This window comes from Scopulibacillus darangshiensis, from assembly GCF_004341035.1.
GTDB classification, from domain to species: domain Bacteria; phylum Bacillota; class Bacilli; order Bacillales; family Sporolactobacillaceae; genus Scopulibacillus; species Scopulibacillus darangshiensis.
Genome location: NZ_SLXK01000001.1, coordinates 139,427 through 164,867 on the forward strand (window position 1 = coordinate 139,427; position 25,441 = coordinate 164,867).

Consider the following 25,441-nt stretch of genomic DNA (forward strand, 5'->3'; position numbering starts at 1 on the left):
TTAATTGTTATTAAGAAATTTATTTGAGAAAAGAGAATTGAATCCTACAGACGTAACCAATCCGCAGCAATGGTTTGTGGACAGCATAGGAGGGACCCCCACTTCCAGCGGCATCAGTATAAATGGTGATAACGCATTAATGAATAGCAACGTTTTTACCTGCGCATCTATTCTTGGTGGCGATATCGGAAAGTTACCTATTCAAGTTTTTAAAAAGACGCGGAATGGCGTTCAAAAGGACACAAAACATCCCGTTGCGAAGCTATTAGGTACACGCCCGAATCCATACATGAGCGCCTACACTTTTAAAGAATTAATGGAAGTCCATGCCGCTGTGTGGGGCAATGGTTACGCTTATATCGATTGGGGTCCCGATGGTTATCCCGTTGCCTTATGGCCCTTGGATCCGTCATTAACCGATGTTCTTGTGGATACCAATACTAATCAAGTTTGGTATGTTACCACGGTTCCAGGTAACGATGTTAGGAAAATACCTTGGTACGACGTTCTGCATTATAAGGGCATAAGCAAATCCGGATTAAAAGGTATTACACCTATTTCAGTGCTTCGTGAAGAAATTGCCAATCAACAAGTTTCAAAAAAATTTATTGGTTCCTTTTATGCAAATGGGACAACCACCAAGGGTATTTTGAAAGTCCCACAACCTTTAAAGTCGCCAGCTAAGGACAAAGTTCGTGAAGAATGGCAAAAGGCTAATAGCGGGTTAGACAATTCTCATAAGATCGCTATTTTAGATGGCGGACTAGAATATCAAGATTTAGGAATGCCATTAAAAGATGCGGAATTTATAGAAACTCAGAAATTCGGGATTTTAGAGATTGCCAAACTTTATAAGATTCCCCCACACAAATTGGGACAGCTTGACCGCGCGACATTTAGTAATATTGAACAGCAGTCATTGGATTATGTGAAAAATACTCTACAGCCCATTATTACGAATTGGGAGCAGGAAAACAATTTTAAATTGTTTACTGATAAAGAACAAAAACAGTTTTACACAAAATTTAATGTTACTAGCGAGCTTCGCGGCGATAGCAAAAGCCGGGCAGATTATTACAAAGAAATGTTATACGCCGGTATCTACTCAATCAATGAAATACGTGAATTAGAGGATCGTGATGGTATCGGAGTAGACGGTGACAAGCATTTTATTAATATGAGTTTTGCGCCGGTCGATCAATTAGAATCTATTATAGCTGCTAAAGGTGGCAAAGGGGGTGATGATAACGGACAAGGAAATAAGGTATCTAACAGTTCCTAAATTAGATGTAAGGACACAAGATGATGGCACGATGTCCATTGGCGGATATGTTGTCAAATGGGATCAGAGAAGCGGTCTTATTTGGGGGGAATTTTATGAAAGGGTTGCAAAAGGCGCCTTCGCCAAAAGCCTAGAAGAAAATACAATAAAGGCTTTGTGGAATCACCGAATGGATTATGTTTTAGGATCCAACAATAATAAAACCTTACGGCTTGAAGAAGATTCTGCCGGGCTTCGGTTTGAAATTGACTTACCTAATAATTCATGGGGTAAGGATGCCTATGAATCTATCAGTCGAGGCGATGTGGACGGCGTATCTTTTGGTTTTAATGTTAGGTCTGATTCATGGCAGTACATTAAAGATGAGGATATCTATGAGCGGACCCTTTTAGATGTGGACTTAAGAGAAGTCTCTCCAACACCATTCCCGGCATACCCAGATAGCAAAGTAGCAAAGCGAAGTCTTGAAGATCTTGGTGTCGTTCCGAAAGAACAAAGGAAATTGGAAAAAGAAAAATTACTAATGGAATTGGACCTTTTAAATATTTAATTGGTCTTTTTTTTATTGCCAAATAACAAATAAAGTGAGGGATTTTCATTGGAAAATTATTTACCGTTTAGGCTAAACATTCAATATTTCGCGTCGCAGGATCCTGTGGAACGTGAATTGCGTCAGTCTTTAAGTGCAAAGATTGAAGAAGCAAAAAAATTAACTGGTGAAGGGAAAATGGAAGAAGCCCGTGCAACCCGTGATAAGGCAAAGGAACTTCGTGAAAAATTGGATGCTCATATTGAACTGCGGTCAATGGAAGAGGGTTTAAAAAATGAACCAGAACAGCGGCAGCAGGTTCCTATGATTAATACTGGTAAAGGTGAAGATGAAGAAAAACGAACTATAGAAGAAAAACAGGCGGAATATCGTAGTGCTTTTCTAACCTCCCTTCGCGGTAAACGTTTATCATCAGAGCAACACTCGCTGCTAGAATCAGATGAATTCCGAGCAATGAGTGGTGCCAATGATGCCGATGGTGGCTTAATTATTCCACAGGATATTACAACAAAAATTAATGAATTCAAGCGTGAAGTTGATTCGCTTGAAAATTATGTTCGCGTAGAACCAGTATCAACTCGTTCCGGTTCTCGTGTTCTTGAAAAACTGGCTACTATGACGCCTTTTGCAAATGTTGCTGAACTGGCTACTATTGCTGAAATTAATGGTCCAAAATTCCAAAACATGACTTATGCGATTAAAGACTATGCCGGTATTCTACCAGTATCAAATACACTTTTGTCTGATACTGATCAAAACCTTACTAATTACATCGCTCGTTGGATTGCTAAAAAGTCAATTGTTACTCGTAACAGCTTGATTTTGGCAAAACTTGATGGACTAACTAAGAAGACTTTTGATGGTTTAGATGCAGTTAAGCAATCACTTAACTTGGACATTGATCCTATGATTGCTCAAGGTGCTGCCATTATTACAAACCAAAGCGGATTTAATTTCCTTGATGAGCAGAAGGATGGCCAAGGACGTTATCTTATGCAGCCTGATCCTACTTCATTAACTCGCAAACTATTGTTTGGTAAGCCTGTTGTCGTTCTTTCGAACACATATTTCGCAAATGGAAACAGCGATATTACCGGAGATAGTGTAGCAGAAGATTGGGCTCCAATCATTGTTGGCGACCTTAAAGAAGCCGTTGTTATGTTTGACCGACAACAATATTCTATTCTTTCCACAAATATCGGCGCCGGTGCATTTGAGACTAACCAAACTAAAATTCGCGCGATTGAACGTGAGGATGTTAAGGGATGGGATACTGCTGCTGCTATTTATGGACAAATCGCATTGGCTTAAGAGGGGTAAAACTCCCCTCCCTCCTTGAAGGAGAGTGAATTAAATGACTCTTGATGAAATGAAGCATTATCTCCGTGTGGATGGTGCTGATGATGATAATGAAATAACAGTAATGATGACAATGGCTGATCAGTACCTTTCGAATGCGGGAGCGGCTGCTACTCAACAGGAATTATATGATGGCGCTAAGAAAATGCTAGTTAGCCATTGGTATGATAGACGAGAACCTGTGGGGCAAGCTAAGGCTTTAATATTCAGTCTTGAATCCATAATTATGCAGCTCAAATACTGTGGAGTTGATGCCACTTGAATCCCGGTAAATTAAAGTATAGGGTCGCTTTCAGAACACAAGCCGGTACTGATCCTGTTACAAGACTTCCAACAGAAGGTGGCGAAACCGTTTATACTTGCTGGTCTGCAATGGAAGCTGTTAGCGGAAAAGAATATTTTGCGGCTGCTGCTGTGCAAGCTGAAAATACGGTGAAATTTACAATTCGGTATAAAAAAGATTTAGAGTCCTCTCTTGATCTTTTTTTATTGGGAAATGAAAAAGAAAGAAAGTTTAATATTGACTCCATTTTACCTGACTATGACAATAAACGTTATATGCGTGTCATGTGTAAAGAGGTGATCTAATGGCTGATGGGTTTGAATTAGAGGGTATGGCCGAATTGCAGAAACGATTATCTCAGCTTGGTAAAAAGGCCGTTCGTGTGGAAAATAAAGCGATTAAGGCAGGCGCTGAACCACTTGCTGAATCGATGCGGCAGGAAGTAGCCTATTCAGATATTGATCATCCACACATTAGAGACAATATCGTTGTCAGCGGGATCAGTAATAAAGATGGTATTAAACATGTACAGATAGGTCCTAATAAGGAAGTCGCCTGGCGTGCTAAGTTTTTAGTTGAAGGTACGGTTAACATGGAACCTGATGATTTTATGGATCGTGCCGCTGTTGTGTCCAAAAAAGAAGTCAATGAAGCGATTAAAAACACCATCAAAGCAGGGTTGAAATTATGATTGATATTTCAATAGACGTACTTAAAGCGCTTGGAGAGGATCCGGTGCTTTTAAATTTGACTGAAGGTAAGAACAAAACCTGGCAATTTGTTATCCCGCAAGGGGTGGATCCTCCTTTTATCCGTATAGCTGAGATCAATAATTACAATGATAATTTCGCTGATGACAATGAGGTCTCAAGTGCAATCAGTTATCAAATCGATATGTGGGATAAAAGCGGCAAGCATAATGAAATTGCAAACGAGATTGAGAGAATCATGAAGTCACTAGGTTTCTCTCGCTACTATAGTGTCCCAACTTGGGATACAGAGGTTTTATCGGTTAGAAAAATTATGCGTTTTAGAACAACAAAGATGATTTAGGAGGTTTTAATAAATGGCTGAAGTTTACTCAAGTATTGTCGGTATGAAAAATCTTTACTATGCCAAATTAACATCTGATGATGACACAGGTGTTGTTTATGAAACGCCAAAAAAACTAGCGCCAGCTAAGTCAGCAAAAGTGACAACAGCATCGGATTCGGCCACGCAATATGCGGATGATGGTCCGGTAGCTGTAGCGTCGCAAATTGGTGAAACACAAGTAGAAATTGGTGTTACTGATATTCCGCTTTCAATACAAGCTGACCTGTTAGGTCAAACATTAAACAGTGAAGGTGTCATTGAGTTTAATCAGGATGTTGTAGCGCCTTATGTTGCGCTTGGGTTCGAGGGTACAAAAGAAAATGGTAAACGACGCTTCGTGTGGCTTTACAAAGGACGTTTTGGAATTCCGGATGACGATTGGAAGACTAAAGAAGATAAAACAGAATTCCAAGAGCCGACGATGTCAGGAAACTTTATCAGAAGGCAGTTTGATAAAAACTTTAAAGCTGTTGGCGATGAAGAAGCGACTGGATTCACTTCGACAATTGCCGATGCGTGGTACACAAAGGTTTACGCGCCAACTCCCAGTGGGGTCTAAAAGTGGGGGTACCCCTCCCCACTCTTTTTGCACAAAACTAATTTAAAGGAGATTAATTGATGGAAATTACTTTAAAAATAGATGGTAAGGATAAAAAATTCGCCCAACACTTTGTATCCGGTTATTATTTCAGAAAAGCGCTTGAATTAAGCAAAGAAGAAGAAAAAAAGGGCTTGGACTTAAAACTAATTGATAAATATGTCGATTTTGTTTGTGAAGTATTCGGCAACCAATTTACATCTGAGGATTATACTAACGGTGTTAACGCAGCGAATGGAAATTTTATTAAGCAAATTAATCGAATTGTCGCTCAGGAAATTTTAGGAATGCCAAGTGAAGAAGAGGTAGCGGATTTTTTGGAGAGACAAGCGGCGGCGTACGAGTAAGTTATTCCGAACTATATGAAAAAATAAAAACCAAATATCGGGAATTAATGAAAAATGGATATAAATTGCCGGAAATCGACGCAATGGATATTCATTTCTTTTTTGAATTGGAAAATGAAGAACCGGCCCATACAAAAGTCGTGCCTATTGATCGTGTTTTCTAAGGAGGTGAGGTATTGGCTAACAATGAAGAAATCGGAAATTTGATAGTAAAAGTCGGTATAGAAGGCGCTGGATTCGATAAAGGAATTAAAAATATTAATTCCCAAATGAAATTAGCGAAATCTGAATTAAAGGCTGCGTCAGGCGGCATGAAGTCTTTTGGTAAGTCCACAGATGAAATGAATACCAAGGCCGCCTCCTTAGAAAGGCAATTGCAGCTCCAAGGCGAAAAGGCAAAACAACTCAGGGAACAATACGATAAACTTGTTCAGACTCAGGGGAAAAATGCTGATGCTACTCTAAGAGTTGGAACGAAGTTAAACAATACCATAGGCTCTTATAATCGCCTTAAATCCCAATTAGATGATGTTAATGGTCAAATAAGGGCCAACAATGAACAAATAAAGAAAAATTCTAACCGATGGAACATAGCGACTGAACGGATCGGCGCATTTCAAGAAAAAATGAGTGTTGCTGGTACGCGGTTTAAAGATGTTGGAAGGAATATGACCCAGTCTATCACTCTTCCTATTGCTGGTGTAGGTTTGGGAGCGCTTAAAGCTGCTAGTGACTTTCAACGGTCACAGGGAACCATTCAAGCTCAATTAGGGGTTACAGGGTCCGAAGCTAAGAAATTAAACGGCATCGTCTCCAGAGTGTGGAAGCAAGGATTTGGTGATACCACAGAACAAGTTAGAAATACGCTCACCACGGTAAAACGTAATATCCAAGATATAAATGATCAAGATTTAAAGAAAGTTACCACAGGGGCTTTAGGACTCAATGAAGCTTTTGAAGCTGATGTCAACGAATCAACACGGACCGCGTCGGTTTTGATGAAGAATTTTAAACTGAGCGGCACAGATGCTTTCGACCTTATGACAGTAGGATTCCAAAAAGGCGGCGATTTTTCAGGGGAACTTTTAGATACACTTCGGGAATATAGTCCGCAATTTGCTAGTATGGGATTTTCGGCAAAAGGTATGCTTAATATCCTTATTCAAGGTGCTCAAAACGGTGCTTTTAATCTCGATAAAGTTGGGGACGCAGTAAAAGAATTAGGCGTTCGTGTTGTGGACGGATCAAAAACCACTAATGAAGGTTTTAAGGCAATCGGGCTTAACACCAAAAAAATGAGTGAAGCTTTCGGAAAAGGTGGGGAATCTGCTCAGAGGGCTTTTGCTGCAACTATTGCAGGTTTGGCAAATATGAAAGATCATGTCAAACAACAACAGGCTGGTGTAGCGCTATTTGGCACTCAGTGGGAAGACGTAAAAGAAAAAGTTATTCTTTCCATGGATGCATCTAAAGACAGCATAGGCAAAGTAACAGGAGCTACTGATAAGCTCAACAAATCCCTTAAGAATAATGATGCGGCAAAACTTCAGCAGGAATGGCGTAAGTTTCAAAAAGCTTTAGTTCCCGTTGGCACTCAATTACTTAAAATTGGATCTAAATTTCTTCCCGTTTTGTCGGATAGTGTAGAAACTTTCAATAGTTTTTTAGAGAAACTTACTCCAAAACAAAAAGAATGGGTTATTGGTTTAGGTGCGGCTGTTGCTGTCATTGGCCCTCTTACTTTTACCCTAGGTTCTATGTTACGTGTGGTCAGCGGTTTGTCTGGCGGACTAGCTTTTATTACTACTAAATTTGGCAAGTTCAACAGATCTGCAAAAGCAGCCGGAATCGTAGCAAGTGGATTCGGCGGAGGTGCTGCAAAGGCTGAAAAAGGTGTTTCTGCTCTCGGAAAAACAACAAAAAAAGCTGGGTTACTCTCTAAAATATTTGGGGGAGCAATTGGGAAAAGCGGCGGTAAAGTAGCAGGATTAGGCGGAAAGGTCCTTGGTGCTGTTAGTAAGTTTGGTAAATTTGGCAAGATTCTTGGTGTCGCCCGTTTTGGCCTGTCAGCTCTTGGTGGTCCAATTGGCTTGTTGGCTTCCGTAGGCATTCCTTTACTTATAAAAGGTGGGGTTAAGCTTTATAAACATTTTAAAGAAAAGGCTATCCCTAGCGTTAACCAATTCGGCAAAGAAGTTTCTGCATCCACACAAAAATCGGTAAAGTCATATTTGAAATTGAATGATAAGGCAACACAACAGTTAATGGCCCTTGAAATTTCCGGGAAACGAATCAGCAAAAATACTGCAGCTTCTTTGACAAAAACTTTTGATCAAATGGGTAAAAAAATCATTTCTGCAGATCAGAAAAATTTCGAGAGAGATTCAAATGTTTTAAAAGGGTTTATGAATAGTAATAAGTCATTTTCCAGTAAAAACCAACAAGACATTTTAAATAACATAAAAAAATCCCATAAAATTAACCAACAAGAAACTAAAAATGATCAAAAGAAGATTGCTGATATATTAAAACAGGGATCTTCACAGCAAAAAAAGGTATCACAAAAAGCTGAAGATGACATAAATGCGATAAAGAAAAAAGCATCAAAGGAGCATCGCGATTTATATCAATCTGAAAAAGATAAAATAGCAAAGATCAAAAACGATGAGAAAAAGCAAATAACCAAAATTACTAAACAGACTCGTGACGACGTTAATTTTTGGCAATCAGATATGAAAATGAGAGCCGTCAAAACCCTGTCAAAATCTTATCAAGAGCAACGTGCTATCTATACACAGCTTAGCTCACAAGCAAGTATTTTATCTGCACGGCAAGCAGCGACAGTTGTAAAGAATTCCAAGAAGACAAAAGACAAAACTATTGCTGATGCCGAGAAGAAGCGTCAAAAGGTTATTAAAGCTGCAGACTATGAGTATTACGAAACTGGCAGTATATCCAAAGAACAACATGACAAAATCGTAAAGGCAGCAAACGATACTTACAATAAGACCAAGAAAAATGCTGAAAATATGCACAAAAAAGTTGTCAGCGAAGCGAAAAAACAAGCCAAAGGGCATATTGATCAGGTTAATTGGGAGACCGGCGACATCCTATCGAAATGGGATCAGTTTACAAACAAAATATCTGGTTGGCTTGATTGGTTAAAAGATTTATTTGGTATAAAAAGAAGTAAAAGAAAAAAACCAAATCCCAAACCAAGGGCACATGGCAGCTTAAACTCAGCGGATCATTATGCTAAAGGAACAGATTTTCATCCCGGCGGCCCAGCAATTGTGGGTGAAAAGGGCCGAGAAATGGCTCACATTCCTGGTTTTGGCATGACGATGGTTGGTACACAAGGACAACAATTATTAAATTTACCTCGCGGATCGTCGGTTTTACCAAACAAAGACACTGAAAAAATCATGTCTGGAAAACTTTTCGGTTATGCGGGGGGTGTGGGAAAATGGTTTGATTGGTTAATTAAAGGACCGGCCACATTATTAAAGAATTCACTGAGTAAATTCGGTATAGGTTTTAATCTCCCTGGCGAATTCTCATCTCTAGCAAAAGGCGCAATTACTAAAGTAAAAGATTGGGGATTGGATTGGATAAAGGATAAGATATCTGGTTTTATGTCATTCGGTGGTAATGTAAGTGGAAGCGTCAAGTCGTGGATTGCTAAGGCTATGGCTATCACAGGAACACCTTCATCATGGTTTAAACCTCTTATCACAATTGCTATGAAGGAATCTGGCGGTAACCCTAATGCCATAAACCTGTGGGATTCTAACGCCAGAGCAGGACATCCCTCACAGGGATTATTCCAAACCATACCTTCCACATTTAATGCATATAAAATACCAGGGCTTGGAGGCATCACTAATCCTATCGCTAGTGGTGTTGCTGCTATTCGTTATATCATAGACCGTTACGGCTCTATCTGGAATCATCCCGGTATTCACAACATGGCTCGTGGCGGCGGTTATCTCGGTTATGAAAACGGCGGCATCGTCAACCGCAAACAACTTGCCTGGGTTGCTGAAAACGGTCCAGAGGCTATTATCCCTCTCTCTTTAAATAAAAGAGAGCGAGCAACACGTTTATTAGAGGATACTAATAGACGGTTGGGAGTCAACGATCAACATTCATATGCGCCTGAATATGTTCTTGTAGATCTACACTTGGATAAAGATAGGATTGCTAGGGTAATGGCAAAGCCTATAACTGTGGAACAAGAGAGGCACAAGAACCATAACAGACGGTCATTTAAAGGGAGGTTGGCATAATGGGTATTACCTATCGTGGAAACCATTCAGATGCGTTTGGCCTTGCCGTAAAAACCAATCCTTCCCTGCTGCCTGATTTTAGTTTAATTACACAAGGTGTACCTAATAGGGATGGGGCTTATTTTATTAAGTCCAAATATGGTATGCGTCCTATTCCTTTGGAAATTGGGTTTGTCGCAAACAACTTATCAGATTATCTTTCTAGGTTTCGTGCATTAGCGGAATGGTTGCGGCCGGATCTTGGTGAAGGCGAGTTGGTTGATGATAATGAGCCTGATAAAAAGTATTACGCCGTTTTATCCGAACAGAGTATTAAAAGGCTCGATAATATCGCTAAGGCCGGGCAGGGACAACTCACCTTGATTTGTCCTAAACCGTATGCCTATGGTGAAAAAATAACCCAAACACTGGACCAAAACAATTCGCTTGTTACCCTGTTCGCGTCGCAGTCATCACCATATGCAATGAACTTATCTCCTGTGGATGCACAACCGAAATTCACAGTGACTTTTTCCGGGGCAGCAACCGAATATAAAATTACGCATCAAGAAAGCGGGAAATATATCCGGGTTATTTATAATTTCAGTGCTTCGGACATCTTAGAAATTGATGTTTCAAAAAGGAAAATATCAGTAAATGGCGCAGTCAACCGAACTATATTTGATTGGTCCGGTAGCCGGTGGTTTAATCTGCAGCCCGGCAATAACAACTTTACCATTGATCAAGTTAGTGTTGCAGAAACAAAAATAACATATAGCCCGAGATGGCTATAAAGGGAGGTATATCATATGCCTGTTAATTTACCCAGAGATGATGAAGAGATAAAATATGCGGGTGTGGAAAATGAAGATGGAACTACATTTCACATGCCATCAAAGCCTGTGGGGGCAGATGGGGTTACGCCGTTATTTACTGATTCTAACCCAGGTAGTATGAAACTAACGGGGAGTAATCCTCAAGATAAACTCATTTACGGAGCGTATTGGAATAAGGGTTCCGACCCTACCATGACACGTACAGATGCCGCGGTTGACATGGTAGCAAACGCGGGTGTCGATGGGCAACTAGTCAAAAACGACTTCGACAACGCTCCGATTTGGGGAGAGATTGAAGAAGTCGAGGACGAGTACGGAAATGTCTTCATAAAAATTCCTAAGGTGTACATCCGTAAACACATTGGAAAAGACTTTCTTCTTGAAAAATTATCGAAAACTAAACATCCCGGATTTTATCTTCCATGGTGTTTTTGGGATTTCGAGAATAATAAAGAGCTTGACTATATATTGGTCGGTAAACACGAAGCTAGTCTTTCGGACGACAACAAACTAGAATCCAAGCCAAACAAATACCCATTAATAAATAAAAACATTGTCGAGTTTCGAGATTACGCAAAAGCAAATAACGCAATTGGATTAAAAGGTTATCAGCAGCACGATGTTCACGTTCAAGATTTGTTGGCTGTTTTATTCCATATTGAGTTTGCCACACTAAACTCTCAATCGATTATGCAAGGGTTCACCGCAGGTCGATATACTGATTCCGAATTGGCTACTGTTGCAGAAACAAATGTTAATCGAATTATTGTGGCAAACGCGACAGCTGATCAATATCGAATAGGACAGGTAATTAGTGTTGGGACATCTCAAGGCGGCAATCAAGTCTTTTATGGACGGACGATAACAGCTATAGAAAATTATGACACTAATAATAAAGCAATTTTGTTCGATGGCGATCCAGTTAATATCGCTGTAGGAAATTACCTTTATAATACCGGGTGGATTACAGGATTCTCTAAAAATATCTTAGCAGCAAGCGGTAGCATTGGATCTAATACAGATGGTAAATACCCTTGTTCCTACAGAGGGGTCGAAAACATATGGGGTAATGTCTATAAGTGGGTAGACGGGATAAATATCGATGCTAGACAAGCTTGGGTTGCTAAAAATGCAGAAGATTACACAAGTAATGTGTTTACATCACCTCATGAAAAATTAGGATACGTAAATGCTTCCGAAAACGGATATCCGATGGATATGGGATTTTACTCTAAATTACCATTCGCTAACCTCCCGAATAAAGTCGGAGGAAGTTCATCCACGTACTATAGCGATTACTATTATCAAAACACCGGGCAATGCGTTGCCCTCGTTGGTGGATCCTGGTACAATGGCTCTTATGCCGGTCTTTCGTTATGGGCTCTGTCTTCTTCTTCAGGGTATCGGTACGTGAATTTTGGCGGGCGGCTTCTTAAAAAGGCTCTTTAGGGGGTTTGGTGGACGAAGTCACCCAAGGTCTTCAAGGGTTTTGTATTTTAAAATATAAAAACAGGGTTATAGGATGCGCGCTTGCCCACGTTGGTGGTAACTGGAACAATGGCTCTAATGCCGGAATTTCGTTATGGAATTTGAATAATTCTTCAGGGAATCGGAACGTGAATTATGGCAGGCAGACTCTTATTTGATTTATTAAAATTACATTGCATTCTATAGTCCATACCGCTTGGTAAAAATTCGCCACAAAGAGCAGGGTTTAGTAGTGTTTGTCGAAAGACCTTGAGGCTAATAAGAAAGAGATGACATCATTGAAGATTATTCATTGGTCACTAATGCTTCAATTAGAACCAATTATCGCAAGAAAGGATATCTCAATGAAAAGGATTCTGCCGCGTTAATATCATATTGGGGTTGGATTAAACGAAGCAATAGTTTTTATTTTTATCATAAATACATTAAGCCAATTGCTAGTATAGGTTTGGCTAAGAAGGTGGTGAGCACGAATGCAAAGCTACGGAATTATCAAGAACGGGGATTTGTTATTGAGCTCCCGTCAACTTAATGGCTATAAGCCAGTTGAATATGCCGAAATCCCGGCTGATTTTGACCAATTGACGCAGTATATTACACAAGCTACGCCCCTCGATAAAGGAGATGTTATCTTTGTCGGAGTAGAAATACATCAACTAGAGATTACAGAAGGTGATGAATTTGGAGGAGAACTGCCAATCTAAAACTTATTTTGAATTAGCTGATCTTGTGGAACAACAAGGTCAAGTCATCAAAAGTCAAAGTGAAACAATTGCCAAACTTTTAAATGAAAATGTTGAAAAAGAAAATTTGATTAATGAGTTGATGAAAGGCTCGATATTGAACTAACGGGGGATCTTTAATATAGGGTTATACGGCGACTCAATCGGTGAGGGTGCTAACAGCGCAAATTATTTAGCAGACAGCTTTGGAGCAATTATCCGTGATGTCCTCCAATCAAAATACGGTAATGCCGGCGTAGGTTTGATGACTTCTTGGCGGCGAAAAGATTCAGTTCCTACGAAAGTTTGGACGGAAACAGGAACTTGGCAGGATAGTAACTACGGTAGGCAGGGCGGCTCGGGGGCGACTATATCGTTAACCTTTATAGGCACAGGGGTAAAAGTGTTATATCAAAAGGGTGGACTTGCAGGAAAATTTTCAGCATCCATAGATGGCGGTACAGCCACGGAATATGATTCTAATGGTGCTTCGGGAACTGGTTCTTTTACCATTACTGGACTGACTAATGGTAGTCATACACTTTTATTAACAGTAGGCACAACAGGTAATTTGTACCTATTTGGCGCTATACCGATATCAGGAAATACCGGGGTACGACTGGACAATGGTTCATGGTTTAGCAAGATGGCTTACGATATCGCATATACAGTCGATAATGAATTTAAAGAAAACCCAAAACTGTCAATTATCGCTCTAGTGGCAAACGATTATGACAGGCAAACCTCCCTTTCCAGTTATAAATCATACATCGGTCAGCTTATTGATAAAGGTTTACTCAGCGGTAAAGTTATATTACTTAACAACGGTATAAGGGGTGTCCAGAAACAACTAGATCAAAAGTGGTATTCTAACTCACTTTACGAACTAGCTATCGAAAAAAAATGTGGCTTTGATTGATATCAATAAGAAATGGGGGACGTATGAGGATGCTCTTGCAAAGGGTTATTTTGAGAGTGGAGAAATCGTCCATCCGAATAATAAAGGACACAGGGACATAGCTAATACAATTTTAGGCTATATACTAAATCAATAATTAATTCAATCTACTCATGTTATGTTTTATTAAGTCCTTTACACTTTTTATAGAGGTGGTTATTTGGAAAACAATAACTTTTCTAAAGGATGTATGATTGGATTGATATTTTCAATTCCTTTATGGATATTGTTAATTTATGTAATATATTTACTTGTGTCCATCTTGAACTAACTGGGGATCCCTAAGATGGGAGGGGGAGCATAATTGAAATTAGTTACAAAAGTAATGATTAATTCGCCGGTCAGTGACGAAGATAAGGCCGACTACACTACAATGAGTGACCAGGAATGTGCTGAACGTCTTAAATATATTCGTGAAATGGTTGAAGGAGTATCGAGTGAATTAGTGCCAGACGATGGCAATTTGGAAGTTAGTATTTATATAGAAGATGAATAGATGTGAAACTAACTGGGGATCTTTAGTTCAACATTGATACCCAATATATTGACTATTTAGGAACCTCCGGGTTCTTTTTATTTTACCTTTTAGGAGGGAGGTGACCACTATATCAGATTTATATATTTTCGATCCATTCGATAAGCTTATTACGATTCTATCCAATGAAGCTGAAGAAGCATGTCCATTTTGGGGCGATTTATTCAAGGAGAAACTTAATAATGGTTCTTCTTTTTCATTTACCTGCCAGGGGAATCATGAGGATTCACGGCATGTCATTGCTGAAAATCAAGTTGGCTTCTATGATAAGGATGATATTTTCCGTTTATTCGTTATCCGAGAAATTGAGGATTCAGAGGATGACAATGGACCGATAATCTTTGCGACATGTGAACCTTCAATGCTCGAATTAAACGATGAGATTGTGGAAGACAAACGTCCACAGAATAAAGCTGCATTTTATGCATTAGGTCAGGTTTTAGAAGATACAAGATGGAAAGTCGGAAAGGTTGCTGAATTAGGAGCACAATCAACTTCTTTCTATTATATAACCGTAAAAGATGCTATTAGCGAAATAATCAGTACCTGGGGCGGAGAACTGCAAGATCGTGTTGAAATTAATGAGGCAGGTATTATTGGTCGTTATATTGACATCCTCCCACGGCGCGGCGCTGATATGGGAAAGATATGGGAAATGGATAAGGATATATTATCAATCAAACGTGCTATCCAATCCTATCCTAAAACAGCGCTTTACGGGCGTGGATCAAGCTTAGAGATAGAAGAAACAGGTGGATTTACAAGGAAAATTGACTTCGCTGATGTGGAATGGTCGGTTGCTAATGGTGATCCGGTGGATAAGCCACTTGGGCAGGAATGGGTCGGTGATCCAGAAGCGTTAGAAGCCTTTGGCCATCTTAATACCGATGGTTCCCTACATCACCGAAAAGGCATCTTTGAAGATGGAGAAGAAAAAGATCCGGCTGGCCTCCTTAAGAAAACATGGGATGCTCTTCAAGAGCAACAAAAGCAACTTGATAATTTTGAATCAGACGTTTTCCTACTTGAAGAATTAACAGGATATGAACACGAAAAGGTCCGTCTCGGTGATACATCCATTGCCATTAATCGAAATTTCGCTAAGCCAATTGAGATTGAAGAAAGGGTCATATCTTTCGAATATAGCGTCTCCGATCCTGATAATACAGGCAAAGTAGAAATGGGACAGTTTATCAATTTATTTGGGGATTCGGAACGCCTGGATCAGGTTGAATCAAAGTTGTATGATAGATCCGGTGTGTGGGATAAAATGACTGAAGCGACTGAAGATGGTAATTTTGTTGATAAAGTGCCGCCTGTTCCTACAAACTTTATAGTGGATGGATTATTTAAAAACATTATGGTGTCGTGGGATTATGACGCAAGCGGTTATATCGCTGCCTACGAGGTTTACGCATCACAAATCCAAGGGTTTACCCCAGATGAATCAAATCTTGTGTGGAAGGGGCGTGGTGGAGGTTACGTCCACAAAGCTGATGTAGGCCAACAGTGGTACTTTAGAATTCGCACAATAAATACTCACGGCACGGTGTCCGCATTTACAACGGAGATCTCAGCACAAACTCAAAAGATAATGACGGATGACATGCTGTTTGGATCAGTCACAAAAGACATACTGGCTAATTTATCGGTTGATGCCGCAAAACTTGCTAATGGATCGGTAGAAGAAACAAAAATTGCAAATTTAGCTGTGGGTAATGCGGCCATTCAGAATGGTGCTATTACAAATGCCAAAATTGGCACTGCCGCTGTTGGATTTGCCCAGATTGAAAAGGCCGTTATTACGGATGAGTTGATAGCGCCAAATGCCAATCTTGACGGCGCTAAGATTGGTGATGCAACGATTACCAACGCCAAGATTATTGGCCGCCTTCGTGCTAATCAAGTAGCTATTGGTTCAGATTCAATATTTGCAGATGGATTTGATCCAACACAAAAGGCAACTCCAGAAGATGTGCAAAATGCTGTTGATGTGATCGACGTAGTTGCTAGAAACTATATTTTAAATAGTGATTTTAGGGATGGAATGAATCACTGGGTTGCAGGTGCGGGATTAATTATTACAAATCCTCCTACTGAAGGCAATTGGATTGAGAAATCAAGTGTTTGTAACAATTATATACGAATTGAAAACCCTGACACTACTTCAAGATATGTATACCAAGACATTGATTCCCCTTCACCATCTCCATATGAAAAGTATATGTTTTCTTGTTTTTCTACAAGTGGGGGTATTACAAGTGGGACATTCAAAGTATATGTAAGAGTTACCTACGATACTGCAACACTGTACGATCAACAAGCTTATTTTAATGATAATCCAACTTACGATGTAAATAGTGGCGATATTGTATTTCCTGTTGATTTGAGTACAATTCCTGATGCAACCAATATAAAAACAATGAGGATTACAATCAGGTGTGACTTTGCAGGGACCATATGGCAAACCGGTTTTCAATTTGAAGATGGTACCAAGAAAACATCATGGAAGCCAAATACAGGTGATACTGCTTTAATTTACGGTTGGAGATACCCAGGGACCACTTATATTGATGGTGGTGCTCTTTATAATGATTCAGTGAGCACAAACGCTCTTAAGGCGGGAACCATTGACACGAATAAATTCAACGTTTCCGGCGGTACCGCAACAAACTACACAAAAATCCAAGGTGCATTCTTAGAATCGCGTGGCCAATTTACAAGGACTTGGAACGGTAAAACAGAGAGTAATAACGATATCAAACTTAAGTTTGAAAATGGTTATTTCCGTGCAAGAAACGAATCATTGAATCGTTCAATTTACGTATCGGATTTTGGTATTGCTACAACTATTGATGGTACGGATGGATCTGGAGCCATTGAATTTTTCAGCCATGAATATAGTGATTCAGCTGGTGTAACGATTTCTTCCGAAAACGGACATGTTGCTCTACGGACCGCGCCCGACCATAACCTAATTTTAGATGCTAACGGTGTAAGAGTTGATACCCGTGGACAAATGTGGGCAGACGGCTTTGTTACTAATAGTGAAAATTGTTATGTTGGTGCCAATAATGAAGTAAGGATGGTCAATAAAGGATATGCTGACAATTTCCCTAGCAGTGTGGTTTACCGTAATGTACGGGCAAATGGTTATTACGGTTCCTTCGTAGCGGCTGATCCTAACCTTAATGTATATATTGGTACTGATTTAGAATTACGCGTTACCTCTCGCGGAATGGCTGACGACCCTAATAATATATATTATCGTCCTGTCCGTACAAACGGTGTAATAACCGGATACACTAACCTCTATTTATCGGCGGCCGATGAGGTTAGGATCACTAATTCCGGTTCCGACAAATGGGGTAGTGGTGGTTTTACCTACGGCAATTTAAGAACAAATACTGTTTATACTACAGCTGTCGATATTAACCCGATCGGTGCGGCACAAAATGTTTATATTCGACCAAGCAGCGGTGCAGAAGTTATTGCGACAGTAACAGGAACGACCGGTTCATATGTTCCTGTCCGCGCTTCTTCATTTCCCACAGGATCTTTGGAAAAATACAAAACAAATATTACAGAAATGACAGTAAGTGCATTAGATATCATTGATGCCTCTAAGGTATACGAATATAACCTCATTTCGGAATTAGATGCTGGAAAAAATAAACTACGGCATGGTTTAGTGATTGGTCGTGAAACACCCATTGAAGTAATAGATGGCGATGGTGTAGAACAATATGCTATGAATAGCCTGTCTTGGAAAGCTGTACAGGAACTGTCTTCAAAAGTTAAGGATTTACAAAACCAAATTAATGAATTGAAAGGAGCTGCTTAAATATGAACATTGATGCAAATGAAGTTATCCAATCATTGGGTCAAAAGATCAGCCAATTGGAGGTGGATAATGCTGTTAAGGATGTTTATATACGTAAGTTAGAAAAAGACATTGCTGAGATTAAAGAGTCAATGACTAAAACAGAAATGCCACAAACAGCCAAATCAGAACCAGCAGTAGACGCAACGAAGCCTTAAAAAGGGCTTTTTTTATTTTGGATTAAAGGGTGAAAGGGGGCTTACTATGGCACAAGAAAAGGAGATGGCCAACAACGTGCAATACGAGAAACTAGGTGATCGTGTAACTGCCCTGGAAACCAGGATGGCCGTTGCTGAATCCCACATACAAGACATAAAGGAAGATATTTCATCTATCAAAAATAACACGACGTGGATTTTAAGGATTATCATAGGCGCGATTATTTTGGCTGTCATCGGGTTGTTAGTCAAAGACCCATCAATTTTAAAATAGGGGGGATACCATGTCTAAGGGTATAGACGTATCGCATTACCAAGGTCTAATCAATTGGCTGCGGATGGCGGAGGACGGTGTCACATTTGCTTTCTGTAAAGCCACAGAGGGCAGTGAGGATGGATCGGCTTATGTTGACCCAACATTAGAATATAACGTCAAACAAGCCCATTCGGTAAGTATTGAGGTGGGCGTTTATCATTTCGCCCGGTTTATTTCTGTGGGAGACGCCAGAAATGAAGCTGATTGGTTTATTAAAAATACTCGGGGTTTGCCGATTACACTTCCTTTTGTCCTTGATCTTGAGAGTAATCACTGCAAATCCGACAAGGAAATGAACGCCGGAGCCAGAGCATTCCTTGAAAGGGTTAAGGAAAAGACAGGTCATCCCGTTATGCTATATAGCTTCGGCAACTTTTTCCGGGACCGTATAGATAAGCAGCTGGTTAAGGATTACCCTTACTGGCACGCCCGTTATTCAAAAATAGGGCCAATAAATATGGACCTAGAAGACATTGCTTTATGGCAGAATACGAGCAAAGGTGACATTGGAGACATCACCCCAATTGACATGAACATTCCCGGCGGCAAGTGGAAGTGTTGGGATAAAGATCATGAGACTGCTGATCCAAAACCACAAAAACCTAAACCAGAGCCAAAACCAGAGCCAAAACCAAAGCCAAAGAGCAAATGGCACGAAGTAACGGGCAATTGGCATGGACAGACCCTTAAAGAGGGGGATCACGGGGAGCCGGTCAAGCAATTACAACAAATGTTGTGTAAGCTTTATTTTTACCCGGATAAACATGCAAAAAACAATGGTGTGGACGGTTATTATGGAGAGGACACAGAGGACGCTGTTGCCCGGTTCCAAAAGATCAATCTGCCGCATGAGGTGGACGGGAAAGCCGGCCCTCATACCTACGCAAAATTAAAAGAGGAAATCCGGGACCAAAAGAAAAGCAAGCCAAAACATTCATCTAAAAAGGTATCAGGCATCCCGGTAAAAGGTCATATCAAGATTGTCAACGTTGCTCGTGCGGCGTTTATTTGTGATCGTCCATCGGATCATTCCAAGAATCTATCTACAGCAAAAAAAGGGTCAGTCTTGCCAATCAGCGGCAGCGTTCCCGGATGGTGGGAAGTCATTTATAAAGGTCAACGCGCTTATGTCAATGAAAATTATGGAAAGAGGGTTTGATAATATGAATAAAGGTACAATCGCACGCACAGCAGTTTTAATTATTGCATTGGTTAACCAAGTCTTAACAATGGCTGGTCTGAATCCCCTGCCTTGGTCGGACGAGTCTATTTACACAGTGGTCACTGGCGTATTGACGGTAGGTGCTACAATCGTAGCTTGGTGGAAAAATAACAGCTTCACGGAAAAGGCTATTCGCGCCGACCATTATTTAAAATCAATTAAATCTAAGTAACATTCAAGCCTGTGTCCTTTGTGTGGATGCAGGCTTTTTTTATTTGCCTAAAAATAATTTAAAAAACTTTTAAAAAGGGGTTTACATTTACCCGTCAACGGTTATAATATAAGTATACCAACCGATAACGGCTAAAACAAAGGGAGAGGTTAAGATGAAAAAATCAGTTATGGCAATCGCTTGGAAGATGGCAAGACACGGCGCTAAGAAGTTTGGTGGGAAGGTTAAAGATTACTTTTCCGAAGCCCTTAAATTAGCTTGGAAAGCAGTAAAAGGAGGATTTGTTAAGATGACAGCGAAACTTGAAACAAAATCCGGTAGCCGTAAGCATAAAACTTGGGTCGCAAAACTCACTGGTAAAAATTCTACTTATAAATACGAGCGCTCTTTTGTTAACGATTTTGAAGAGGATGGTTTCAGCGGTCGCATTTATACACTTGATGACGGTGTATATGATGTCTGCGACGGCGGCGATCGTAAATACATTAAAGTCACTAATGGCGAAATTGCAAAAATTTCTGAAACTGATATAGCGGTCGCACTTTAAACGGCCCCTCTCCCTTGTTTAACCAGAAAGGATGATGACATGAGTATTTTAGATCAGATTATGGGCGTAAAAGAAGCGGGCGAATTGTGGGGCCTTTCGCCCGATCGGGTAAAAGGATTATGCCAGGCCGGAGACATTGAAGCAAAAAAAATTGGTAAGACATGGATCATTTTTAAGGATCAACCTAACCCCAAAAGGAGAAATTATGTGAGACATAAAGAAACGTTTGCCGTTGTTGTTAAAAAAGAAGACTGGATGGACGAAGTGGAATACAGCGATACAGTTTACGATGAGTCCGAAGCAATGGAATTAGCCCAAAAATGGGCGGAAGAACACAAAGAAATGTATGTATATATTGAGTATCACCGTGCATCTGATGGGCAAAAAGGGTACCTCAATCCAAGTGGGTATGACCTATCCGGTGAGGATTGGGCAGATAAATATAAATGACCGAATTATTCGGTAAACTAAAGGAGGAAAATTAAAATGAAAAGAACATACAGATTCACATCTTACACTGGAATAAGGGGCAATATTACAATTGATTGGGAAGCCTTAACCTATAAGGTAGAAACAAATAAAACAGATTATGCAGGTAATATAAAACCAAATGGCGAAGGATTCACTTTTCGATACGTAGATGGGAATGTGGCTTTAAAATTAGACAATGACAAACTGCTTGTAATGCCAAACAAACTTCTAAAAATGGATTACGAATGTTTCCAGTGGAATTGGCGTGTAGGTTATAGAGAAGGTGACATCGATCATATTCTATACGAAAATTTGCAAATAGTTCAAGGGCAAGAAGTGGAGAGGCCTTTTTAAAAACTTGCGCAAGTAGTTGGAATATTGTATTATATTTCTAAACCGTACCACATGGTGTATTTAAATGTATAAATGATTTATTATGTTTAAACAATTATTTATCATTTAAACCTTAGAACCGTAACACGAAGTGTAAAAGGCCACCTCCATCAGGCGGCTTTTTCTTTTGCCTAAAACTTAACCGGATTCTCCACGATCCTTTCGACCTTCCCATCCCTAACCACAAGATGGCCTTTCTCCATTAAAGACTTCACAATCCCTTTCAGATCATCTTCACTTTTGCCTGTGTACGTGCTTAGTTGCTTAAGTGTGGGCTGCCGACCGTGCAGTGATTCATTTACGTATATCCTCAATACTTTACGTTCGATGTCTGGGAGTGTGTTAGTCATCGTCAATCACCCATATTTTTTCGATTGGCATATCTAATCCTCTGGCTATTTTATAAGCATTCATTAACCCCGGTAAAGTGCGATCCCTGGCTAACAAACTTATTGTTGTTTGAGCGATCCCTACTTTATCAGCAAACTCCCCCTGTGGAATGTTTTTCTCCGCCAAAATTATTCTCAGCCTACATTTTAATTTCAAATTAATTCCACCTTATTAATATTTATAAAAAAAATTAAATGGACAGGCAATATTTTTAAAATCGCCCATATATTAAACTAAGACCAGTCGGAAGCACTGCCCGACGCACAGTCAGACGAAAGGAGGTTAACCCACATGACTACTATGTTATTTGGAGGTCTTAGCGCTTGTCTATTGCAAATAATTTTAAAGCAAAAAGGCTTGGTTCATCTTTCTAAGATTGTCCTACCAGCTTATATCACAGCTTGCTTAATTGTGTTCCTGGTGATATTCCGGCAATTGTTCGGGGTATGAATGGCAGTTGGTATTAAGTTTTCTTACTGTTTATATACGTTATAGCTTGTATATAGTCCTTCTTTCAAAATGCAATTTCATTACATGAAGTGTCGTTCGTTTCTCTCTCTCCTTCTCCATTTCATTAAAGCGTGTGTCTGAATAGTCAGACAATTATAAAAAGGAGGTAGATTCTAAATGGTTTTATTTGTTTCAATGGTTGCCGGTGCGTGTTTATTTTTCGCCGGAGGATGGACTATAGGGTACATGGATAGTTACAACCGAGCACGAAAAGAATTTGAGGAGTATTTAGATCAATGGGTCCGGAACTAGCCATTATCACTGCTGTCAGCCTTGCCGGCTATTTAATTTGGAACCATGACAAAAACCTATCTAAGCTTAATAAAATATTTAAAAATTGGGGGCTTATGGCAGGGGAGGCGCTGCCGGTATTCAAAGGTAAGGAGGGTGTGGTGTATAAGTTTAAATTGCCGATGGGTCTAGTATTCGACCAAATGAAAGCCAAGGAAGATGCGTTTAATGAGTCATTTCCATTTAATGCAGTGGAATTGGATTTCGTAGGCGGATTACTACATGTCATTATCGCGGATCAATTACCTAAGATGCTGCCTTTTAAAGAGGATATGCTCAAAGGTAAATGGTCAATTCCAATTGGTCAATCTATTAGAGGGATGATCTACCATGATTTTAATAAGATTCCACACATACTCGCCGCGGGAATAACTAGGTATGGTAAAACCGTTTGGCTGCGGTTGCTTATGTTGTCGATCATCCTGCAACAGCCTAAACAGTCAAAATTAGTTGCCATCGATCTTAAAGGGGGATTATCTTTCATGGATTTTGAAAAGCTCAAGCAGACGCATTGCGTGGCGTCTGACATTGCAGAATCCGTGGAAGCTCTCAGGGAGATTGCCGACGAGATAAAAGGCAGGCAAAAATGGTTTAAAGAAAAGGGCATACAAAAAATTCAACAGGCAGGAAAGAGACAGAAAAGAGTGTTCATAATCATAGACGAAGCGGCCCAATTAATGAGCAACGGGAGAACAGGAAAGGAAAAATTAATATATCGTGAATGCGAAAGGCTGCTTGAATACATTGGTCAGGTTGGGGGCGGTCTTGGTTTCCATCTTATCTATTGTACACAGTATCCAACAACAAAAACATTGCCCCAACAGGTAAAAGCAAATTGTGACGCTGTAATATCTTTCAGGCTGCGTAACAGCACTGCAAATAATGTTGTTTTTGATGATGTGGGGATGGCAGAGGATTTACCTCATATCCCCGGTAGAGCTGTGTATCAAAGCGACAGGGTCCATGAGGTACAGGTACCGTTTGTAGAGGATGACCAGATCTTAGAATTAACTAAAGACCATCTTAAGGAGGATCATGATGCACCATTCGTCAGCCATAAAGATAACACGCCAGGAGCAAATACTCTTGTCATTGAGTAGTTTAGGGTTTGCCAGCCGGAGTCAGCTTCAGAAAGTCCACAGTTTAGGGAGTGACCGCAATGCCTGTCGCGTCATGAGCGAGTTAAAGCAGTATGTCAATAAGTTTGTGGACGGTGAATCAATCTTTTACCTAAATAAAAAAGGCGCTCAGGTGATAGGGCACCCAGGCGCGGCAATGTCTAAAAAAATGAACTATACTCACACACTTATGCGGAATGACCTTTATATATACTATGGGCAGCCTGATCTATGGAAAAATGAACCGCGGTTTAAAGTAGTCGAACAGGGATTGATTGTTCAGCCCGATGCCTTTTTTAAACACGACCGTACGGGTCAGCGGATGTTTGTGGAAATTGACCACACGCAGTATATGGTAGCAAATGTAAAAAAGCTTGAACGTTATAAACAATTAAGTGATAGTAGAGCAGTCCACAAACAGTTTGGCTATTTCCCGGAGATTGTTTGGCTCACTATCTCTAATGTTCGGCGGGAACGCCTGGAAGCTGCGGCAAATAAATTAAAACTTAAAATTAAAGTGTTCTTGCGGGATGACATTATATAGGGAGTGGTTGCGTGGATCTTCGAGAACGATTTAAAAACGAAGGTGAGAAAGATTTTGACGGCACTTACTTCATAGCTACACCAGAAGGCGATTATGTCATTTACGACCCTATTGATGAATCTTTTTACATTGATGATGGTGATGTTAGGGAAATCGACGATGAGGACGAAATTGAGTTATTAATTTGAATTATAAGGGAGGATTTTAAAATGATTAAATATAAAGGCCAAAAGGTTTATGGAAATAAGGTAGAAAGCAAATTATCTATTATATGTGAACACTGTAAATGTGGTTTTAAGAAACAAGATGATGTTGTTATAAGTGACGAACGTGAGCCATTTCACAAGGATTGTTTCCTTATTTATTGCCTGGATCACTTCGCTATTAAAGTTACACCCTTCCCGGAGTATTTAGAAAAGGAGACAGAATATATAAGAGTGATGGAAGAGAGATTTAGAAGGTATCCTGAGTTAAAATAATTTTTAATTCCTGAAACATCTTGCCAAGTATTTCCGTATAGAGTACATTAAGAATATATTAAATAGGGGGAAATGATTAATGAAAAGGAATGCTGAGTTTACCTTATCGCTTATAGCGACAATATTTTTAACGATTGGATGGGTCTTTACTGGCGTCGTCACGATTTTAGTAGGCTTCACGCCATCCACAGACGGATACGGTTGGTTTATATACCTGATGGTTTACACCTTATTATCTATTCCGTTGCTGGTGCTAATCTGGATGGCTACGTTTAAGATAAAAAACAACAGTAAGGGATGGGGAATTTTTATCCTGGTAATGGGAGTCCTTTATACTCTGTCCGTTTATTTTGTACCAGGAATACTACTTCTAATCGCTGGCATTATGATGGTTGCTAAAAAGACTGACAGGTTGAATGTATCGGCATAAATAAAAATATAAACAGCAAAGAGGGCACTGATCCTCCTTGCTGCTTTTTTCACCTAAAAAAACCTTTTTACACATATTTTACACGTGATGATCGTAAAACCCTATAAAACAGGCGTGTTTCTTCCTATTATATACGTCCTCCTGGGACGCCATCTGTGAATTAAAATGATCCGTACATAAATGACAAAATTCCTCC

The 25,441-nt window shown here is 39.9% G+C and carries 33 protein-coding genes; 31 read left to right on the forward strand and 2 right to left on the reverse strand.

The features are described from left to right. Window positions 1-4 precede the first annotated feature (4 nt). The 25 genes from EV207_RS00725 (at window position 5) to EV207_RS00835 (ending at window position 21,444) form a co-directional block, all read left to right on the forward strand. On the forward strand, window positions 5-1,282 hold the full coding sequence (locus tag EV207_RS00725) for a phage portal protein (protein ID WP_132742684.1): 1,278 nt from the start codon (window positions 5-7) through the stop codon (window positions 1,280-1,282). Further along, on the forward strand, window positions 1,242-1,832 hold the full coding sequence (locus tag EV207_RS00730; RefSeq protein WP_132742978.1) for an HK97 family phage prohead protease: 591 nt from the start codon (window positions 1,242-1,244) through the stop codon (window positions 1,830-1,832). Before EV207_RS00725 ends, EV207_RS00730 begins: the two co-directional genes overlap by 41 nt. 48 nt (window positions 1,833-1,880) lie before the next feature. Beyond that, entirely contained in the window at window positions 1,881-3,143 is a 1,263-nt protein-coding gene (locus tag EV207_RS00735) for a phage major capsid protein (protein ID WP_243646900.1), read from the forward strand. A gap of 43 nt (window positions 3,144-3,186) precedes the next feature. Continuing rightward, window positions 3,187-3,453 carry a head-tail connector protein gene (locus EV207_RS00740; RefSeq protein ID WP_132742685.1) on the forward strand — a complete coding sequence of 89 codons (267 nt, stop codon included), beginning with the start codon at window positions 3,187-3,189 and terminating at the stop codon, window positions 3,451-3,453. Then, window positions 3,450-3,779 carry a phage head closure protein gene (locus EV207_RS00745; RefSeq protein WP_132742686.1) on the forward strand — a complete coding sequence of 110 codons (330 nt, stop codon included), beginning with the start codon at window positions 3,450-3,452 and terminating at the stop codon, window positions 3,777-3,779. Before EV207_RS00740 ends, EV207_RS00745 begins: the two co-directional genes overlap by 4 nt. After that, window positions 3,779-4,165, forward strand: coding sequence for an HK97-gp10 family putative phage morphogenesis protein (locus tag EV207_RS00750; protein ID WP_132742687.1), 387 nt, complete (start codon window positions 3,779-3,781; stop codon window positions 4,163-4,165). The genes EV207_RS00745 and EV207_RS00750 overlap by 1 nt, the downstream gene beginning before the upstream one ends. Next, window positions 4,162-4,527 carry a tail completion protein gp17 gene (gene gp17, locus EV207_RS00755; protein ID WP_132742688.1) on the forward strand — a complete coding sequence of 122 codons (366 nt, stop codon included), beginning with the start codon at window positions 4,162-4,164 and terminating at the stop codon, window positions 4,525-4,527. Before EV207_RS00750 ends, gp17 begins: the two co-directional genes overlap by 4 nt. Before the next feature lie 13 nt (window positions 4,528-4,540). After that, on the forward strand, window positions 4,541-5,128 hold the full coding sequence (locus EV207_RS00760) for a major tail protein (protein ID WP_132742689.1): 588 nt from the start codon (window positions 4,541-4,543) through the stop codon (window positions 5,126-5,128). A 59-nt stretch (window positions 5,129-5,187) separates the two neighbouring features. Then, a complete protein-coding gene (gene gpG, locus EV207_RS00765; RefSeq protein WP_132742690.1) occupies window positions 5,188-5,514 on the forward strand; it encodes a phage tail assembly chaperone G in 327 nt (108 codons plus the stop codon). A gap of 176 nt (window positions 5,515-5,690) precedes the next feature. Continuing rightward, window positions 5,691-9,803, forward strand: coding sequence for a phage tail tape measure protein (locus tag EV207_RS00770; RefSeq protein ID WP_132742691.1), 4,113 nt, complete (start codon window positions 5,691-5,693; stop codon window positions 9,801-9,803). Next, on the forward strand, window positions 9,803-10,576 hold the full coding sequence (locus EV207_RS00775; RefSeq protein WP_132742692.1) for a distal tail protein Dit: 774 nt from the start codon (window positions 9,803-9,805) through the stop codon (window positions 10,574-10,576). Before EV207_RS00770 ends, EV207_RS00775 begins: the two co-directional genes overlap by 1 nt. A 15-nt stretch (window positions 10,577-10,591) precedes the next feature. Further along, entirely contained in the window at window positions 10,592-12,067 is a 1,476-nt protein-coding gene (locus tag EV207_RS00780) for a hypothetical protein (protein ID WP_132742693.1), read from the forward strand. Between the two features lie 275 nt (window positions 12,068-12,342). After that, the gene (locus EV207_RS23630; protein ID WP_279389150.1) at window positions 12,343-12,474 is read left to right on the forward strand and encodes a hypothetical protein; all 132 of its coding nucleotides are present in this window, start codon (window positions 12,343-12,345) and stop codon (window positions 12,472-12,474) included. 105 nt (window positions 12,475-12,579) lie between these two features. After that, window positions 12,580-12,810 carry a hypothetical protein gene (locus tag EV207_RS00785; RefSeq protein WP_132742694.1) on the forward strand — a complete coding sequence of 77 codons (231 nt, stop codon included), beginning with the start codon at window positions 12,580-12,582 and terminating at the stop codon, window positions 12,808-12,810. Beyond that, entirely contained in the window at window positions 12,788-12,955 is a 168-nt protein-coding gene (locus tag EV207_RS22895) for a hypothetical protein (RefSeq protein WP_165886793.1), read from the forward strand. The genes EV207_RS00785 and EV207_RS22895 overlap by 23 nt, the downstream gene beginning before the upstream one ends. Window positions 12,956-13,093: 138 nt before the next feature. Next, entirely contained in the window at window positions 13,094-13,747 is a 654-nt protein-coding gene (locus EV207_RS00790; protein ID WP_132742695.1) for a hypothetical protein, read from the forward strand. Window positions 13,748-14,090: 343 nt separating this feature from the next. Continuing rightward, window positions 14,091-14,282: a hypothetical protein gene (locus EV207_RS00795; RefSeq protein ID WP_132742696.1), complete on the forward strand. Its 192-nt coding sequence runs from the start codon at window positions 14,091-14,093 to the stop codon at window positions 14,280-14,282. Between the two features lie 100 nt (window positions 14,283-14,382). Next, entirely contained in the window at window positions 14,383-18,165 is a 3,783-nt protein-coding gene (locus EV207_RS00800) for a phage tail spike protein (protein ID WP_165886794.1), read from the forward strand. Window positions 18,166-18,167: 2 nt separating this feature from the next. Next, window positions 18,168-18,362: a hypothetical protein gene (locus EV207_RS00805; protein ID WP_132742698.1), complete on the forward strand. Its 195-nt coding sequence runs from the start codon at window positions 18,168-18,170 to the stop codon at window positions 18,360-18,362. A 46-nt stretch (window positions 18,363-18,408) separates the two neighbouring features. Further along, window positions 18,409-18,636: a hemolysin XhlA family protein gene (locus tag EV207_RS00810; RefSeq protein WP_243646901.1), complete on the forward strand. Its 228-nt coding sequence runs from the start codon at window positions 18,409-18,411 to the stop codon at window positions 18,634-18,636. Window positions 18,637-18,646: 10 nt separating this feature from the next. Further along, entirely contained in the window at window positions 18,647-19,837 is a 1,191-nt protein-coding gene (locus EV207_RS00815; RefSeq protein WP_132742699.1) for a GH25 family lysozyme, read from the forward strand. Between the two features lie 4 nt (window positions 19,838-19,841). Then, entirely contained in the window at window positions 19,842-20,072 is a 231-nt protein-coding gene (locus EV207_RS00820) for a phage holin (protein ID WP_207902897.1), read from the forward strand. A gap of 154 nt (window positions 20,073-20,226) precedes the next feature. Further along, window positions 20,227-20,619 (forward strand): hypothetical protein, encoded by a 393-nt coding sequence (locus EV207_RS00825; RefSeq protein WP_132742700.1) that lies wholly within the window; start codon window positions 20,227-20,229, stop codon window positions 20,617-20,619. A gap of 39 nt (window positions 20,620-20,658) precedes the next feature. Beyond that, the gene (locus tag EV207_RS00830; RefSeq protein ID WP_132742701.1) at window positions 20,659-21,069 is read left to right on the forward strand and encodes a helix-turn-helix domain-containing protein; all 411 of its coding nucleotides are present in this window, start codon (window positions 20,659-20,661) and stop codon (window positions 21,067-21,069) included. Window positions 21,070-21,105: 36 nt separating this feature from the next. After that, entirely contained in the window at window positions 21,106-21,444 is a 339-nt protein-coding gene (locus EV207_RS00835) for a hypothetical protein (RefSeq protein ID WP_132742702.1), read from the forward strand. A 170-nt stretch (window positions 21,445-21,614) separates the two neighbouring features. Here the strand turns inward: EV207_RS00835 and EV207_RS00840 are convergent, their stop codons facing one another. After that, window positions 21,615-21,833 (reverse strand): hypothetical protein, encoded by a 219-nt coding sequence (locus EV207_RS00840; protein WP_132742703.1) that lies wholly within the window; start codon window positions 21,831-21,833, stop codon window positions 21,615-21,617. Beyond that, on the reverse strand, window positions 21,826-22,029 hold the full coding sequence (locus EV207_RS00845; RefSeq protein ID WP_132742704.1) for a helix-turn-helix transcriptional regulator: 204 nt from the start codon (window positions 22,027-22,029) through the stop codon (window positions 21,826-21,828). The genes EV207_RS00840 and EV207_RS00845 overlap by 8 nt, the downstream gene beginning before the upstream one ends. Before the next feature lie 471 nt (window positions 22,030-22,500). Between EV207_RS00845 and EV207_RS23635 the strand changes: the two genes are divergently transcribed. The 6 genes from EV207_RS23635 to EV207_RS00865 all read left to right on the forward strand — a co-directional run bounded on the left by EV207_RS23635 (window position 22,501) and on the right by EV207_RS00865 (window position 25,245). Continuing rightward, window positions 22,501-22,635, forward strand: coding sequence for a hypothetical protein (locus tag EV207_RS23635; protein WP_279389151.1), 135 nt, complete (start codon window positions 22,501-22,503; stop codon window positions 22,633-22,635). After that, complete coding sequence (locus EV207_RS00850) at window positions 22,620-23,774, forward strand: FtsK/SpoIIIE domain-containing protein (protein ID WP_132742705.1); 1,155 nt, start codon at window positions 22,620-22,622, stop codon at window positions 23,772-23,774. Before EV207_RS23635 ends, EV207_RS00850 begins: the two co-directional genes overlap by 16 nt. Then, the gene (locus EV207_RS00855) at window positions 23,761-24,336 is read left to right on the forward strand and encodes a replication-relaxation family protein (RefSeq protein WP_165886795.1); all 576 of its coding nucleotides are present in this window, start codon (window positions 23,761-23,763) and stop codon (window positions 24,334-24,336) included. The genes EV207_RS00850 and EV207_RS00855 overlap by 14 nt, the downstream gene beginning before the upstream one ends. An 11-nt stretch (window positions 24,337-24,347) precedes the next feature. Continuing rightward, the gene (locus tag EV207_RS22900; RefSeq protein WP_165886796.1) at window positions 24,348-24,524 is read left to right on the forward strand and encodes a hypothetical protein; all 177 of its coding nucleotides are present in this window, start codon (window positions 24,348-24,350) and stop codon (window positions 24,522-24,524) included. 21 nt (window positions 24,525-24,545) lie between these two features. Beyond that, window positions 24,546-24,815 (forward strand): hypothetical protein, encoded by a 270-nt coding sequence (locus EV207_RS00860; protein ID WP_132742707.1) that lies wholly within the window; start codon window positions 24,546-24,548, stop codon window positions 24,813-24,815. Between the two features lie 79 nt (window positions 24,816-24,894). Continuing rightward, window positions 24,895-25,245, forward strand: coding sequence for a DUF4064 domain-containing protein (locus EV207_RS00865; RefSeq protein ID WP_132742708.1), 351 nt, complete (start codon window positions 24,895-24,897; stop codon window positions 25,243-25,245). The last annotated feature ends 196 nt before the right edge of the window (window positions 25,246-25,441 follow it).

What these genes read in the sequence shown, in the direction of transcription:
- EV207_RS23635 (WP_279389151.1), top strand. Translation starts at nt 22,501, where the DNA reads ATGGTTTTATTTGTTTCAATGGTTGCCGGTGCGTGTTTATTTTTCGCC.
- gp17 (WP_132742688.1), top strand. Translation starts at nt 4,162, where the DNA reads ATGATTGATATTTCAATAGACGTACTTAAAGCGCTTGGAGAGGATCCG.
- EV207_RS00865 (WP_132742708.1), top strand. Translation starts at nt 24,895, where the DNA reads ATGAAAAGGAATGCTGAGTTTACCTTATCGCTTATAGCGACAATATTT.
- EV207_RS00825 (WP_132742700.1), top strand. Translation starts at nt 20,227, where the DNA reads ATGAAAAAATCAGTTATGGCAATCGCTTGGAAGATGGCAAGACACGGC.
- EV207_RS00840 (WP_132742703.1), bottom strand. Translation starts at nt 21,833, where the DNA reads ATGACTAACACACTCCCAGACATCGAACGTAAAGTATTGAGGATATAC.
- EV207_RS00850 (WP_132742705.1), top strand. Translation starts at nt 22,620, where the DNA reads ATGGGTCCGGAACTAGCCATTATCACTGCTGTCAGCCTTGCCGGCTAT.
- EV207_RS00740 (WP_132742685.1), top strand. Translation starts at nt 3,187, where the DNA reads ATGACTCTTGATGAAATGAAGCATTATCTCCGTGTGGATGGTGCTGAT.
- EV207_RS00760 (WP_132742689.1), top strand. Translation starts at nt 4,541, where the DNA reads ATGGCTGAAGTTTACTCAAGTATTGTCGGTATGAAAAATCTTTACTAT.
- EV207_RS00860 (WP_132742707.1), top strand. Translation starts at nt 24,546, where the DNA reads ATGATTAAATATAAAGGCCAAAAGGTTTATGGAAATAAGGTAGAAAGC.
- EV207_RS00750 (WP_132742687.1), top strand. Translation starts at nt 3,779, where the DNA reads ATGGCTGATGGGTTTGAATTAGAGGGTATGGCCGAATTGCAGAAACGA.
- EV207_RS00810 (WP_243646901.1), top strand. Translation starts at nt 18,409, where the DNA reads ATGGCACAAGAAAAGGAGATGGCCAACAACGTGCAATACGAGAAACTA.
- EV207_RS00835 (WP_132742702.1), top strand. Translation starts at nt 21,106, where the DNA reads ATGAAAAGAACATACAGATTCACATCTTACACTGGAATAAGGGGCAAT.
- EV207_RS00730 (WP_132742978.1), top strand. Translation starts at nt 1,242, where the DNA reads ATGATAACGGACAAGGAAATAAGGTATCTAACAGTTCCTAAATTAGAT.
- EV207_RS00785 (WP_132742694.1), top strand. Translation starts at nt 12,580, where the DNA reads ATGCAAAGCTACGGAATTATCAAGAACGGGGATTTGTTATTGAGCTCC.
- EV207_RS00820 (WP_207902897.1), top strand. Translation starts at nt 19,842, where the DNA reads ATGAATAAAGGTACAATCGCACGCACAGCAGTTTTAATTATTGCATTG.
- EV207_RS00790 (WP_132742695.1), top strand. Translation starts at nt 13,094, where the DNA reads ATGACTTCTTGGCGGCGAAAAGATTCAGTTCCTACGAAAGTTTGGACG.
- gpG (WP_132742690.1), top strand. Translation starts at nt 5,188, where the DNA reads ATGGAAATTACTTTAAAAATAGATGGTAAGGATAAAAAATTCGCCCAA.
- EV207_RS00780 (WP_132742693.1), top strand. Translation starts at nt 10,592, where the DNA reads ATGCCTGTTAATTTACCCAGAGATGATGAAGAGATAAAATATGCGGGT.
- EV207_RS00815 (WP_132742699.1), top strand. Translation starts at nt 18,647, where the DNA reads ATGTCTAAGGGTATAGACGTATCGCATTACCAAGGTCTAATCAATTGG.
- EV207_RS00775 (WP_132742692.1), top strand. Translation starts at nt 9,803, where the DNA reads ATGGGTATTACCTATCGTGGAAACCATTCAGATGCGTTTGGCCTTGCC.
- EV207_RS00805 (WP_132742698.1), top strand. Translation starts at nt 18,168, where the DNA reads ATGAACATTGATGCAAATGAAGTTATCCAATCATTGGGTCAAAAGATC.
- EV207_RS00830 (WP_132742701.1), top strand. Translation starts at nt 20,659, where the DNA reads ATGAGTATTTTAGATCAGATTATGGGCGTAAAAGAAGCGGGCGAATTG.